This window comes from Saccharolobus shibatae B12 (assembly GCF_019175345.1).
Taxonomy (GTDB): Archaea; Thermoproteota; Thermoprotei_A; order Sulfolobales; family Sulfolobaceae; genus Saccharolobus; species Saccharolobus shibatae.
The window spans coordinates 1,759,456-1,773,229 of the sequence record NZ_CP077717.1; the positions used below are offsets into that span (position 1 = coordinate 1,759,456).

A 13,774-nucleotide genomic window follows, 5' to 3' on the forward strand; every position below is an offset into this window, starting at 1 on the left:
TATTTTTAAGGAGGTGATTTTTGGGTCTATCGTGAGGGCAGAGTAGTTAGCATTCTTAAAGTACTATACGCTTATAAGTTGTATAAGAATAAATATAGATTATGAGTAAGAGTAATAGTACCTTCTCATATATATCTAGTGCGTATGGCAAAAATCATTTTACTATTGATAAACCACTACAAAAGATTTTAGAATATTTCGATGTGAAAGCAGATTTCTCAAAATTAGGTGAGTTTGCAGGGGGAGAGTTATATGAAATTGCGGAGCATGTGGATAAGAGAGCTAGACCCATACACGTAATGTGGAGCGTAAATGGGGAGAGAGTAGATGAAGTATGGATTGACCCTTCTCTAAGGACAGCTATTAAAAGATTAATTAAAGATTTCCATATTAATAAATTTCCATATAAAGAGGAAAATTGGCATAAGCATTATGCTTCAATATATCTGGTTTCTGATCCAGGTATCGCATGCATACTTACAATTACTAATCAGACAGCATACGCTCTCTATAAATACGGTAGCGAGGAACTAAAGAAATACGTTCCCTATCTAATAGGAGATTCGGATGAATTGCTTTTCGGAGCTACGTGGTTCACTGAGATTCAAGGTGGAAGTGACCTAGGATCTAATTTAGTGGAGGCTGAATTTAACGGTAAGTATTGGTTATTAAAAGGGAATACTAAATATTTCGCCAGCGGTGTCGGGTTGGCTGATTTAGCGTTGGTAAGTGCTAGACCTATGGGAAGTAAGAGTGGGGCTAAAGGTCTTTCCCTATTCCTAGTTCCTAAAGAGAACAATAAAGGGGAGAAGAATTTTTTGATAAGAAGACTTAAGAGAAAAAGTGGAACAAATAGTGTGCCAACTGGAGAGGTGGAATTTAACAGTTCAGAGGCTTATCTCATTGGAGAAAAGGAATATGGGATATATTATATAACTGAGGATCTTATGGTATCAAGATTAGCCAATGCTGTAGGGGCTTTAGGTATAGCGAGGAAGTCTTTTCTCGAGTCTTATTATTATTCGCAGTCCAGAAAAGCTTTTGGTAAGGCATTAATTGAACACCCCCTAATTCAGAAAGATTTACTCGAAATGGAGCTTATGATAGAAGGAGGTATGATAGTAACTTTTAAGGCAATAGATCAGTTCCAAAAATCTTGGAAAGCTATGCCACCATTTTATAATGAGGAGTACCATTATGCGCGTCTATTAACTCACATTTCTAAGTATATTACAGCTGAAATAGCATCTCATGTATCAAGAATGGCAATGGAGATTCATGGAGGAATTGGATTTCTCGAAGAGTTTCCTATAGAAAGACTTCACAGAGAAGCACTTATAACTCCAATTTGGGAAGGGACTGGAAACATTCAGGCTTTAGAGATGCTCGAAGCCATGGTAAAGAAGGAAGCACATAGACAATTAATAAGGGACCTAGAAGGGATTGTAAATGAAGCAAAGGATGAGATAGCTTCCAAAACTCTTGATTTCATCAAAGATAAGGTCATCACGCTCCTAAGTTACAGAGAATATGAGATGCAGTTTTACTCAAAAGATTTACTATCAACTTTAGGACATGGTATTTCCGTGATATTACTATCCCATATGGGTCGTAAGTTGGGTATTGAGCGATTCACAATGTTGTCGAAGATTTACTATGAGAGATTTCTAATGGGTAGAAGTATTCTACGAGATTATATATCTGAAATACGTAAGCTTATAAATATAGAAGAGATGAAATAGAGGTTTTTGGTAATGCAAGAGGGCTTTACCGTATTCTCGCTTCTTAAAAGGGCTGTAACTATAGCACCAGATAAGGAAATAGTAGATCCTTTTCGCAATGTTAGACTGTCATATAAAGAGACTTATGAAAGAATAATAGGTATATCTAACTCAATGCTATCGATTGGGATATCTAAGGGAAGTATAATAGGAGTTGCAGATTATAATACCCTTAAATTCGTTGAGCTACTATTCGCCTCTAGCTTAATAGGTACAATAATATATCCGGTTAACGTCAGACTACCCTATGATCAATTACTTTATACAATTAATCACGCTAAGGTAGAATGGTTATTCTCTTCAAAAGATTTTATATCCTTATTTAAGGACTTCACTAAGGAGAAAATTATTAGCATAGATTCCAATGATACTAAGATAACATATGATGATTTGGTAAATAGAAAACTAGTTAAAGAACCCGAAATTTACGTTAAAGGAAGTGATCCATACTCCATCTTATTTACGTCAGGTACAACAGGATTACCTAAAGCGGTTATGTACACTAATGATAAAACGGTTCATGGAGCAATAGGTATGGTGCACCAGCTATCACTTTACAATAGCCCTTCTTCACTGAAGAATAACGATGTCATATTAGGTCTTATACCATTTTATCATTTATGGTCATGGGGCTCACTATTTCACGCTACTTACCTTGGCGCTAAATATGTTACAAGTGGAAAATTTGAGCCAATAAAAACATTGGAAATAATAGAAAAGGAAAAGGTAACTTGGTTTAACACTGTGCCTACAATAATGTATATGCTACTAAGCGTAGCTAAACAAGGGCAACTAAATGGTTTAAAGGCTTTGATAGGTGGTTCTCCAATATCATCCAATCTAGCTAAGAAGTTAAAAGAGAGTGGAGTATCTTTTGCATCAATATATGGTGGAACAGATATGTTAGCAATTTCAATTACTATCATTCCTGCAAATATAAATATACAAAATATCGAAGATTACGCGAGAGTATATACTCATCCTCTTCCCTTCGTGGAATTGAAAGTAGTTAAGCCAGACGGTAAAGAGGCTAAAGTAGGAGAGATAGGACATTTATGGGTTAAAACACCTTGGCTACCGGGTGAGTATCTTGACGATCCTGAGAATACTAAATCTTCATACGAGGATGGTTGGTTCAAAACTGGAGATATAGCTATGATTATAGATGAGTACCATACTGTAAGAATCTTGGATAGGGAGAAGGACTTAATAAAGAGTGGAGGAGAGTGGATAATACCTAGTATAATTGAATCAATAATATCTGAAGTAAGTGGAGTAGATCTAGTTGCTGTAATAGGTAGAAGAGATGAAAAATGGGGAGAAAGACCTATAGCTCTAGTTAAAGGAAATGGATCAAATTTAAAAGAAAACATAATCGGCCGTTTAAGAAGTGCTTCAACTCAAGGTTTGATACCAAAATGGTGGATTCCAGATGATATAGTTATTGTAAATGATTTACCACTAACCAGCACTGGAAAGGTTAACAAAAAAGTTTTAAAAGAGAGAATTGAATGATGGTAATACTACGTAAATTTCATAAAAATATATAAACTTACCAACGGTAGCGGAAAAAAGAGGATTTTTGAAAACATCGTTCGGAGGGAAACATCGCACCATCTATATTAGAGGCGGAGCATATGTACCTACTAAGAAAAAGACTATAAGAAATATTATCTACAAAGAATTTATTATCTACAAAAAATATTATGTCTTAATGAGTAATACAGATGTACAAGCACTTCAACAGTTAAAGGACGCGGCTTTATGGTTTATAGTGATAAGTCTCCTCGTAGATATAGGGATTGTAAAAAGTGTGGCTGGTATCGCAGCGATAGTCTCACTGATACTATTATTCGTCTTAGGCATACCGAAACTAAGGCAGGCACTTCAAACCTTTTCAAACGGAGGAAAGGACGTGGGTTTAGGATTTACTGGATTAAGAATACTTCCCGTTGGAATAATAATCGAATTTATTGGTGCTTTAATTGCAGTGTTAGGCTTAATATTTGGTCTCGCTTCTCCCTTTAATCTCAGAGGATTAATACTGTTTATTATTGTTGGCGGTGCTATCGGGGTAATAGGTGATATATTGGTTTTTATAGCGTTTTTATTGATAGGTATAGCGTTATATAATATAGGTAAATTCTATAATAGTGATCTACTTAAGATTGGAGGTATTATTGAGATAATTCCGGTAATATCTTTTATAGGTTGGATATTGGTTTACGTTAGCGTAGATGAGATAGTTAGAAGACTTACTGGAGGAGTTATACCATACCCTCAAGGACAAATTGGGGGATATGGGCAACCTTCACCAACAGTCCCCAGTCAACCGTTTGTTAATGTCTACCAAATAGGAATAGGAGAAATGAGGCCTAATGGAGTAGCCAGCTTCGTACTTTACAGTTCTGGTAACGTTAACATAGTAACCGCTACTTTAGAAGGAACAACTTATACTTCAAATACGATAGCTCCCATATCGTTAAATCCCGGCAATAATAATGTGATTGTAGCATTTAATCCATTAAGCGGAATGATACCTGGGAATAATTATAACGTGATTCTCACGTTATCTAACGGGCAGAGTATAAGAGTTATGGTAACGTATAAGGTTTGATGAAAAGAATTTGAGTTTTTAACAAATTTTTACCGCGCTTCTAGTCCGTTGTTAGAGATCGATTTTTATGATAATGGCAAATTATGGTAAAGCTTATTGGAAAACCTCTTTAATTTCTACGTTAGAAATATTTTAAAAAGATTTTTCCTAGCTTGCCAAAATATCTTAATAATAAATAGTATACTTTACTAGTCTAAAGGAAAAAGGATGTTTCCTATCGTTACAACATTAGATTTGTTATAGTCTTTTTCTTCCCACGGTCGCAAACTTAGGTTTGTTAGCTTCCGGTATAAAAATCATTCCATCAAAATTGAGTATAGTCTCAACTACTTATATAAATGGCGCGTCTCTTCTCTCATTAGTATCTAATGGTTTAGTTATACAGATAAATGGGTCTCCAAATATACCCTTATGTTTTATTCGGGCTTCAAGCCCAACTTCCGGTCCGAATTGGAGGTGGCCAAGCTAACAACCGAGCTTTGAGCCCAAGAGACGAAACGACCTCATCCAGTCAAATATATACTACTCAAACTTACTAAAATATTTTATATAAGAGGCGAAGCGTGTAGTACCTATGATTGAGAAGAGAATATAACTTTTGTCGATACAAAATATATCTTGTTACTTTCATTAACTAGCTTACTTTCAATATCTTGTTAAAACTATTCCCTTTACTCCTTTGTAATTATTATCAAAAAGATTATAATAAACGGTCGTTTGAAAATAAGCTTAATATTTATGTTACATTAGTACTAACCGTGTCATACAACATTGCTGAGGAATTTTTGAGGAAGGCAAAGGATTACTTAAAAGCTTCTGAACTATCATTTGAGCACAGCTTTTATGAGGCCTCGGCATTAAACAGTGAAGTTTCAGCCCAACTCTCCTTAAAAGGACTACTTTTCAAGTTAGGAATAGAACCTCCCCGAACTCACGGGATTAGAGAGTTACTTTCATTAATATATGCGAAACTTGGAGATAAAAGGATAAGTGACTTTACGAAGGAGAATAGAGAAAAGCTTATTATTCTAGAGAACGTAAGAGGAAAGTCACAGTACGGTTTACCTCCAGTGTCTAGGGACGAGGCCGAAATAGCTTTAATTACTGCGCAGGAAATACTAAAACTTGTAGAATCACTATGGAACCTTTAGAGAAGATAAAGTTATTACGAAACTGGAGGGAAGCACTTAGAAAGCTTAACCTTGAAAGATTTGAAGAAGTATTTGTGTTTGGCTCTGTAGTTAGTGAGAAGATAACTGGGGCAAGTGATATTGACTTAATCTTAGTTATTAAACGCGGTGAAGATAGGAATAAAGCGCTAATAGGCTTCTTCGATGAGGTCGAGAGCAAACTAGGGGAGAAAGCATCATATCTGTTTGACGTTAAAGTAATTTATGAAGATGAGAAAGAATTACCACCATACAAGTTCTTTCTCAGAGATGCAGTGAGAGTAAAATGACTTTGTCTGTAATGTATTTACTTAACTTTTAGTTATTTTTAATTACTTCTAATCCTCTTAAAGCTATTAGGTAAGTTGATAACATATGCTTATCAAGTTACCCTAGGTTTATAACCCAAACCTTAAAATCTTTATAGTTAATTAATCAGAGAGTATCACTATGAACTCTATGAGCAGTTGAGAGAGGGAGGAGTGCACTCGATGAAACTCCCCATGTCGTGGCTGGGAGGTAGGCTCCCTAACCTAGGCACGGGGAGAAAGAAGGAGTGATGAGGCTGAGTAACTAGTAGTGATAAAAAGTAACTACTAGTTACGATGAAAGGCCGAACTCTGTTATACTTCCTAAGATTTTAAAAGATAAGGTTGTTCATCTTAATACACAGAAGATTTTTGCGTACTTTTAGGGTATTATTGCCGTCGCTAACAGTTTCCGATAAAATGTGAAGTTTATATATTTTGCATATATAGTTATAAAAATTGAAACAATCCACAAATCATCACTTTTCTCTACTTTTTAAGATATCTCCTCACTAAGATATCAAGAGGGATATTGTTAGAGAATGCTATTCGATAAATTGTTGATTAGTATATAATGAACATCTTAAACAATATCCCACCCACTATTATTGCTAAAGTTATCATAAAGAGTATTTTGTAGTTCTTCAAAGAATCCCTACTTGTCATTATAGATAAGCCTAAAAGTAACGGTGAAAGATCTATTAAATAAGCTGCTGAAAAATTTACTAGTGCTCCAAATATAATCAAGATTCCCCATAAAATCGTCATCAACCTTATATTATAGTTAATAAACTTAGGTAATATGCCAAAATAATATATCAACGTAGGTATTAGCTCGTAAATATAATAATGAAAAGTAACGGATGATGTTACAATTAAGTAAGCTGGTAAAACTAAATAGACTAAATGCCAGTTAAGGTATATTGCATAGGGGAAAATTATTGATAAGAATAACATCGCGTTCTCTAAACCCTTAGCTTCCTGCGTGTAAAGTAAAAATGAAGAGGCTAGTAATGCTATTATCGAAATGGAATAAATAGTGTAAAATGCTTGAGGGTTAGAGATGACTGGTTCATTGTAGATATTTACTTCATGAGCCAAAAAACCTCCAGAGATAAATAGAAAAATGAGAGAGGCGATAGCTAGAAATTGAGGTAAGTATCTACTGTATTCAATCTCCCTTTTATCATTACTTAAGCTCAACATTATTTCCACTAACTGCTTTCCCTTTTCATTGAGTTTATAATATTCTTCTTCTTTTAATATTAATGGCTCAAGAATTTTTAGATGATAATTTAATTTTCCTGTAGATAGGTTCAAATCATGTAGAATATCTGAATACGTAGCTTTACCCTTATTGTAGAGATAAATCAATATTTCCCTTCTAGTCTTATCCTTGATTATCCTTGTGAAGTTGTCCATGTTCGTTATTGAGTGAAATGTTCTTTAAATAATTGTCCTTTGACAAGACTTTTCAAAATGCTCTCTTGATATAAAATTCAGTAATATTAAAAACCCATTTGTATTTTATAGCAGATTATTAAGACTTTAAGAAAGATTTAGCCTTTTTAACGTATTTATGCTATACCTAAGCTTGAGAGACTGTTCCAAACGCAAATAATTGAATAAAAATATAGAAAGAGAAATATTGTATTACGAACCATAAGGAATGAAATACAATTATATCTTTCAGTATAACGTGAGATTAAACTTATACTGTAAGAGAAAATAACCAGTAGTAGAGAAAAACAGAATTTTCCACATAGCCCACCCTACCTCGACCAACTCTCGCGGTACAAAATTAGTGGGCTAACTGCCTCTCGGGAACACGCGATAAGACTGAGGCATAGATCGAGGAGTTGTAGATCAACGCAATAACGTATACAAAGAGCTCCACCATCTCCTTGTCTAGTTTTGGGCTTATGCGTGAATGGTTCACTTGGTGGATTCCATATTTGGTAAAGCTGCTGATATTCAAGTGTAAGCTTGAGAAGAAGATCAAAATAAATATTAATTAATGAAAAGCTCTTCTTATATCGTTTTATTTTTATGAAATCAATCGAACAAACTAGCAAATTATATATCTAAATAGTGTATCTAAAAATACAGTCTTGAGCAGATACTCTACATGGAGATTCTCCACAATTAATATATGAAAATGATGTCAATATCTCCTTTATATAGAAATCAGACTGAAACGTCATATTCAACGACTTAGTGTAATACTTTTTCTGCCTCCTCCAGCATCTTTCTTACAATCTCAACTCTAGGGAGAATATCAATAACATTCCACTTAACTTCGTGGAAGCCCCAAACGTGAAGAGAGTATCCAGAATCCCATCCATTCAAAACCCAAGTGCCTAACTTAGCTGAAAGTTTGCCAGAAGCTGAACCTAGCAAATATGTGTACCACCTACCTTCCTTCTTAGCCCTCTGATATTCCTCAAGATTAAATCTCTCTGCCAAAGCCTTAACTAGCTCTTCGGCAACTTTATAAGCTTTTTCGGAGGCTTGAGCAGCATCGCCTTTCTTAATATACTCCTCACATTCTGCCATATACTTCTTAGCAAGCTCCAGCCTAATCTTTATCTCCTCATTTGGATCATTTCTAGATATAGCTTGAATCAGAATTTCTTCAACGTCTACTCCTAGTTCTTCGGCCTTCTTAATCAATTCCTCCATAATTTGAATATCTCCCGTGGATAATATAAGGTTTTATGGATCAGAGGGGTAATTACAAAGTAGGGGGTTAAGGAGGCGGAAAGCCTCGCCAAAGAGATAGATAGTCCCCTTATATCTAAATACTTCTTTGTCGAGATATCTTTTAGTGATGTTGATGACACTCCTCCTCAATTCGATTGAGGACTTAATGGGACTGAGGGAGAGACATCTATCATCTTCACACTTTCTTTCACGGGATCCAGACAACGTGAATGACGGATCTCCTCAAGTGAGGGTTCTCTGACTACCCCTACAACCCACCAAATGAGATCCCGAATCGATGGTGGGAACGATGAACCACTCTGAAAGGGAACCTCATCCTTCCAGGTGATGAGGATTCAGATAGATCCTAAAGTTACCTAGAAGTCTAGAGTCTTTTTTCATAGTAGGCTCCACATGCTTCGCCTCTAGCACTTCTGGGGGAACCGTGAATCTGTATGTGCCAAACATGTAACCCCTATATAACCCTTGTGATTATAATACCTTGTTTTTCTTGCATAATACTAACTACCTTCAGCCCCTAGAAAAATTTACTTGCACACTCCTACACGGGTTTTGTCCCCATGTTTATTATGGACTTATGTTGTTTTTTTCCCTTCCTTGCTTATTTCTTTTTCTCTTGTAATACTTGTTTTTATTCGCTCTCTAGTTTTGCGTAAATTCCCCGTAGGAGTTGCAAAGGTCTAATTTTAACTTAAGAGCCTGAAGAGTGTGGAGGAACTTCTCCGGTTCGTTGAAATACGTTTAGGGGGTGCACTAGGTTTGATGAAAATCTTTAAGCTGCGTTAAAGTAGAACAAGTGCTATTAAGAGGTTGAAGGTGAGCTATTTAATGAAAATAACTGGACAAATCTGTATATTGACAAATCTCATTTCACCTTCGTATTTACTAGGCACTACATACTTCACCTCTAATAACAGATATGAATTTTGTAACCGTGGGAAGAAAAAGACTATATACCAGAAGCTAACAAACCCAATGTTATCGCCGTAGGAAATATTAAGCATATTAAGGATAATCTGATACAAATTTACTAATAAATATAGAATATAATGACTACAAAATAACTTCTAATTTTTATATCTTTTCTATAAAAATTTTATCTATTCTTCTTCTCTTCATATAGCTTCTTTGCGTATTCTAATACTTCCTCGGCAATTTTGATTGATTGCTGGCCATCATAAGCTGAATAGAGGAGTTCAGGAGGAGTATTAGTTTCCTCATCACCATACATCGATAGTTCCCTTTCTTTCCTCAGAGATCTAGAGTATGATGCAAAAACATCTATTTTTTCTTTAAACCATTGTGGAAATTTGTCCGAATTATTTTTTAATATTGGACCTACATCATGAAATTTGGGCGGTTCTATATTAACCAGCCTGAGACATGCTTTAAGAGAGAGCTCTACAGCTTCTTGACAAAGTCTTACAACAATGTTATATTTCTTTCATACTCTGTCTTAGCTAAATTTAATCTTTCCTCGGCTTGGGAAATATATGAAAATGCTAAGGAATCAAAGTTCAACTGTTTCACCAAATCTCGAATCCTTTTTAAGTATCCAATACCATTTCTTACCCATTCTTACTCTCTCAGCACCTAATTCCGTAAGCCTCTCCTTTAATTTTTGCAATATCTTAGTAAAGAATTCATCCTTATCATAGAGAATTACAGCGTCGTATACCATGTCTAGATAAAGAGGTGAAATTTTTCCCGCTTCCTCGGGAGTTTTAAGAATTGGAGAAAGTGATACGTAATAACCCTTATTCCAATACTCATCTAAATTTAACTTATCCTCAACCTTGGTCTCAAACAATCTAATTCTTTTAAGCATGCTGTCCCTAGGCAAATTGTCCATAACTATCAATATATCCACATCACTATCGTTTCTATTATCTCCCCTAGCAACACTTCCATAAAGTACCACAGATATCAAGTCATCTTTAAACTCCTCTTTCATTATTTTAATCATATTATTGAGCAACGTAGCATAAGGCTCCCTAATCATATAATATATAAATCCTAAAAATCTAATAAACGTGTCGTTTTATACTTAAAGCGTAACCACAGTAGGGCGATTCATGTTTCCATTGCTAATTGTAATTTATGAACAATATAAATATGAAAGTGTTAACACGATTAAGCATTTATTCCCTTTATTAACCGTTGTTACACAATTAAATTCGTCATAGTTTTTGAAACATAGTGAATTTGCAATGGAAACCTGAATGGCCCCTCTGTAAAATTGTGAAGAGAAAGTTTATTGGATCAGACTTTTTTACGATATATATTAACTTGTCGAGATTATCTAATTAAAAATCCATAAGATTTGTATTTGCAATATAATAATTTGAAGAATTAATAAGGAATATGTTGAGTTCATGATATATGAAGACGGATATCTAGTACTTTTCAAGAAATTTACTCTATACAATGCTATATTATATATAAAAAGATGAAGCCACTGAGTTAAATATTAGTATATTTCAATCTCGTAGCACACTTAATTTTTCAATTAACTTGCGTTTCTTATAATGCTTAATTTCAATCTCATCTAAAAGTTCGTTGAAGTCTTTCTTACTCATGCATTTCTTCGCATTTGTTAGCATAAAGGCTACGTAGTCGTATTCTCTAGATCCTCTGTTGATCATACTTTCAACGGATTTAAGCAAAAACTCTTTTACTTTCTCTGGCTTTCTCTGGCATATGACATCTAAAAACTCTGCAAAATAGAATTCATATCCTGATTCTAATATCTTTTCAGCATAAAGATCCTTTAGATCATCATCAATATTACCATAAAACTTCAATAGAGATAATATATCACCTATATCTAATAAGTATCTTACAATTTTATTAGATAATTCTCTATCTTGTAAAATGAAGTTCTTATACTTTGAGAGTATATGGAATACCTCAGTTCGGAGGTTCTCCTCAATCGCCTTATTGATATATACCTTAGCCTTATCATAGTCTTTCATTTCTATGTAATACTGTATTATTAAAGTGTATTCTTTATTTTCTTCAGCGACTCTTATTGCTTCTCTTGGATCTATAAGCTTTAATAGCTCTACTCTTAGTGAAGGATCAAGAGTTTCTTTTTCAAGCATCTTCTTAGCCTCATCATACATTTTATTTTTTATAACGATATCTGCCCTATATGTAGGAGGTAAAATTTTCTGAATTAATTTAAAGAATTTCTCATCACCCTCGGCTTTATTAGCTAAAACGTCAATTAATGGCTCACTTAGCTCGTATTGATCTCGATCTAATATCTCTTTCAGCTTCTCAATATCTTCAGATGTTAGATCTTTCTCTACTAGAGCCTCACCGATAGCCTTGAAGATAGACTCATTATAATAGTAATCTCCGTAATCATCATAGAAGCATCCAAAATTCTCACAGTCTAGTGTTATCTTTTCCGAGTGTGGACAACAATTTCATTCATTTGGAATATTTACATTTATTATCACTCCCCTATCTGGCAAATATACTGGAGCGTAAAGCGCGTTATAAGCTAGGAAGAACACTGATAACCACCTCGTGAGCGTGAACCTATTAGTGTTCCACGGGAAGTGAAAATCCATTGAGGATATCCTGTGTTTTAAGCTCCTAAACCCTTGTTCTGCGTAGTCCCTCTCGTTGAACGTTACCCTCTTGTGCTCCACGTTTAGCCAAGTGAATGCATTATAGATTGTTGCCCCATCGTGTAGGTAGATTACCTTATCTATCCTCGTTTTGAGCACTTTCTCAGCCTCCTTTTCCGCATTCTTCACACTCGTCAAGACTATCAGTACGTGCACTCCACTCCTCGAGCTCGTCACCATGAAGAAAGGTATTGCACCCGTCTTTACATCCCTCACAATCCACACGTAATAATACTGCCCCTTAATTACCATAATTTTAGTCTCGTCTACCGCATAAAAACCACTAATTGGCACTACGTACTTAATGCAGCTCAACCTCCTCAAGTAGTACAATAAGGTAGAATGAGGCAAAGAAGTCCTCCAAGAAGACAAACCCGAGAGGTAACTAGCCAAAGCCGAGGCTATTACCTCACTAGTGTAAAACCTAGGCTTAAGATTAATATACTCCATTAAAACTAATATCACTTGGGTGAGCACGGGAACTCTCCACCTAGTTCCCGTAGTATCACCCAATTAATACTCCCGTGCTCACCCTAAAAAGGTATTACGTCGCATTCTATTAATAGAACACGAACAGTTCATATAATTTGTTTTGAATTAACAAAATTGTTGTCCACACTCTCTTTTCCAATAGCATTAATAGATCTTCCTTAGAAATATTATTTTTAAAATTTCTGATAATATTTGAAATATTTTCCACAGTCCTCTCATCGACTTCACCACGTTCGAAAATTCTCAGAATGGACCTTATTTTAATGTTCTTTTCCTTTTGTTCTATTAACGGTAATATCTCTTCTCCTCCTAAGGCTTTGATTATTATATCTATTAACTCTTCTTTACTTTTCTCTCTTAATTTATCCTTTAGCTTAGGTATATCGATAACTTCATCACTATTCTTTAAATAGAATAAAAGAAGAGCAACTACATGTTTACAATCTCCTCCTAATGGACAGCTACATTTATTGGAGAGGTCTGAGAGTAAGACACTTGTTCGGTATACGTTGGTTCCTACTACTACACCTTCTAAAAGATCACCGTTTATAAAAGCTGACAAAACTCTATTTTCGTTATAATATTCCTTTCCCTTATCAAACGTAGAATATCCAAATCGCTCTATAATCTTACTCTCATTAAGAGCTTTCATTATGTAGTGTAATACCATAAAGATATATAAAGATTAATTACGGAAATCTTTGTTGTGTCCTTCAATTTATTTAAACGTTAGACTTGTTAAATTTTTCTGAATTTAAAATAGTTTAAGATTTAAAAATAAATAACATGATTTATATAAAAAATTGAAGGAACTTACGAAGCAGTGGTGATAATAAAAACAAAATCTTTAATGCGTTTCTCACTCCATATGAGTGTGGAAATGTGCCGTTATTAACCTATTTGTTTTTGTATAACGAGGATCACTGAGAGAACTTTTAGTGAAGTCAAGAGGTATCGCATATCTCGCCTCTAACAAACCTGGGAATCGAGAATATGTAGATGTTAACCATGTGACACTATATATTCTTCATGATCATCTTAC

12 protein-coding genes and 3 pseudogenes are annotated in these 13,774 nt (G+C 34.7%); 7 read left to right on the top strand and 8 right to left on the bottom strand.

The window, feature by feature from the left end; genetic code table 11:
• The first annotated feature begins 101 nt into the window (after positions 1 to 101).
• The 5 genes from J5U23_RS09285 (at position 102) to J5U23_RS09305 (ending at position 5,857) form a co-directional block, all read left to right on the top strand.
• Positions 102 to 1,742, top strand: coding sequence for a DNA alkylation response protein (locus J5U23_RS09285; RefSeq protein WP_218265997.1), 1,641 nt, complete (start codon positions 102 to 104; stop codon positions 1,740 to 1,742).
• Between the two features lie 12 nt (positions 1,743 to 1,754).
• The gene (locus J5U23_RS09290) at positions 1,755 to 3,296 is read left to right on the top strand and encodes an AMP-binding protein (RefSeq protein WP_218267528.1); all 1,542 of its coding nucleotides are present in this window, start codon (positions 1,755 to 1,757) and stop codon (positions 3,294 to 3,296) included.
• A 199-nt stretch (positions 3,297 to 3,495) separates the two neighbouring features.
• A complete protein-coding gene (locus J5U23_RS09295; RefSeq protein WP_218265998.1) occupies positions 3,496 to 4,398 on the top strand; it encodes a DUF973 family protein in 903 nt (300 codons plus the stop codon).
• A gap of 758 nt (positions 4,399 to 5,156) precedes the next feature.
• On the top strand, positions 5,157 to 5,549 hold the full coding sequence (locus tag J5U23_RS09300) for a HEPN domain-containing protein (protein ID WP_218257938.1): 393 nt from the start codon (positions 5,157 to 5,159) through the stop codon (positions 5,547 to 5,549).
• Positions 5,537 to 5,857 carry a nucleotidyltransferase domain-containing protein gene (locus tag J5U23_RS09305; protein WP_218257937.1) on the top strand — a complete coding sequence of 107 codons (321 nt, stop codon included), beginning with the start codon at positions 5,537 to 5,539 and terminating at the stop codon, positions 5,855 to 5,857. Before J5U23_RS09300 ends, J5U23_RS09305 begins: the two co-directional genes overlap by 13 nt.
• A 582-nt stretch (positions 5,858 to 6,439) precedes the next feature.
• Here the strand turns inward: J5U23_RS09305 and J5U23_RS09310 are convergent.
• The 3 genes and pseudogenes from J5U23_RS09310 to J5U23_RS09320 form a co-directional block, all read right to left on the bottom strand.
• Positions 6,440 to 7,297 (bottom strand): winged helix-turn-helix domain-containing protein, encoded by an 858-nt coding sequence (locus J5U23_RS09310; protein WP_218257936.1) that lies wholly within the window; start codon positions 7,295 to 7,297, stop codon positions 6,440 to 6,442.
• A 379-nt stretch (positions 7,298 to 7,676) separates the two neighbouring features.
• Positions 7,677 to 7,784, bottom strand: a pseudogene (locus tag J5U23_RS09315) (IS5/IS1182 family transposase); the annotation flags it as partial.
• A 305-nt stretch (positions 7,785 to 8,089) separates the two neighbouring features.
• Entirely contained in the window at positions 8,090 to 8,557 is a 468-nt protein-coding gene (locus tag J5U23_RS09320; RefSeq protein WP_218265999.1) for a PaREP1 family protein, read from the bottom strand.
• A gap of 154 nt (positions 8,558 to 8,711) precedes the next feature.
• Here J5U23_RS09320 and J5U23_RS16015 point away from each other — a divergent pair, with 154 nt between their 5' ends.
• Both J5U23_RS16015 and J5U23_RS16160 read left to right on the top strand, forming a co-directional pair.
• The gene (locus J5U23_RS16015; protein ID WP_280638374.1) at positions 8,712 to 8,840 is read left to right on the top strand and encodes a hypothetical protein; all 129 of its coding nucleotides are present in this window, start codon (positions 8,712 to 8,714) and stop codon (positions 8,838 to 8,840) included.
• A gap of 455 nt (positions 8,841 to 9,295) precedes the next feature.
• Positions 9,296 to 9,385: pseudogene (locus tag J5U23_RS16160) on the top strand (transposase); the annotation flags it as partial.
• 310 nt (positions 9,386 to 9,695) lie between these two features.
• On the opposite strand, the pseudogene J5U23_RS09330 reads toward J5U23_RS16160, so the two are convergent.
• The 5 genes and pseudogenes from J5U23_RS09330 to J5U23_RS09350 all read right to left on the bottom strand — a co-directional run bounded on the left by J5U23_RS09330 (position 9,696) and on the right by J5U23_RS09350 (position 13,384).
• Positions 9,696 to 10,120: pseudogene (locus tag J5U23_RS09330) on the bottom strand (HEPN domain-containing protein).
• On the bottom strand, positions 10,110 to 10,601 hold the full coding sequence (locus J5U23_RS09335; RefSeq protein WP_218266000.1) for a nucleotidyltransferase domain-containing protein: 492 nt from the start codon (positions 10,599 to 10,601) through the stop codon (positions 10,110 to 10,112). The pseudogene J5U23_RS09330 and the gene J5U23_RS09335 overlap by 11 nt, the downstream one beginning before the upstream one ends.
• A gap of 478 nt (positions 10,602 to 11,079) precedes the next feature.
• The gene (locus J5U23_RS09340; RefSeq protein WP_218266001.1) at positions 11,080 to 11,703 is read right to left on the bottom strand and encodes a hypothetical protein; all 624 of its coding nucleotides are present in this window, start codon (positions 11,701 to 11,703) and stop codon (positions 11,080 to 11,082) included.
• Between the two features lie 330 nt (positions 11,704 to 12,033).
• Positions 12,034 to 12,690, bottom strand: coding sequence for an IS6 family transposase (locus J5U23_RS09345; RefSeq protein WP_218267529.1), 657 nt, complete (start codon positions 12,688 to 12,690; stop codon positions 12,034 to 12,036).
• 109 nt (positions 12,691 to 12,799) lie between these two features.
• Positions 12,800 to 13,384, bottom strand: a complete 585-nt coding sequence (locus tag J5U23_RS09350) for an SWIM zinc finger family protein (RefSeq protein WP_218266002.1) — start codon at positions 13,382 to 13,384, stop codon at positions 12,800 to 12,802.
• Between the last annotated feature and the right edge of the window lie 390 nt (positions 13,385 to 13,774).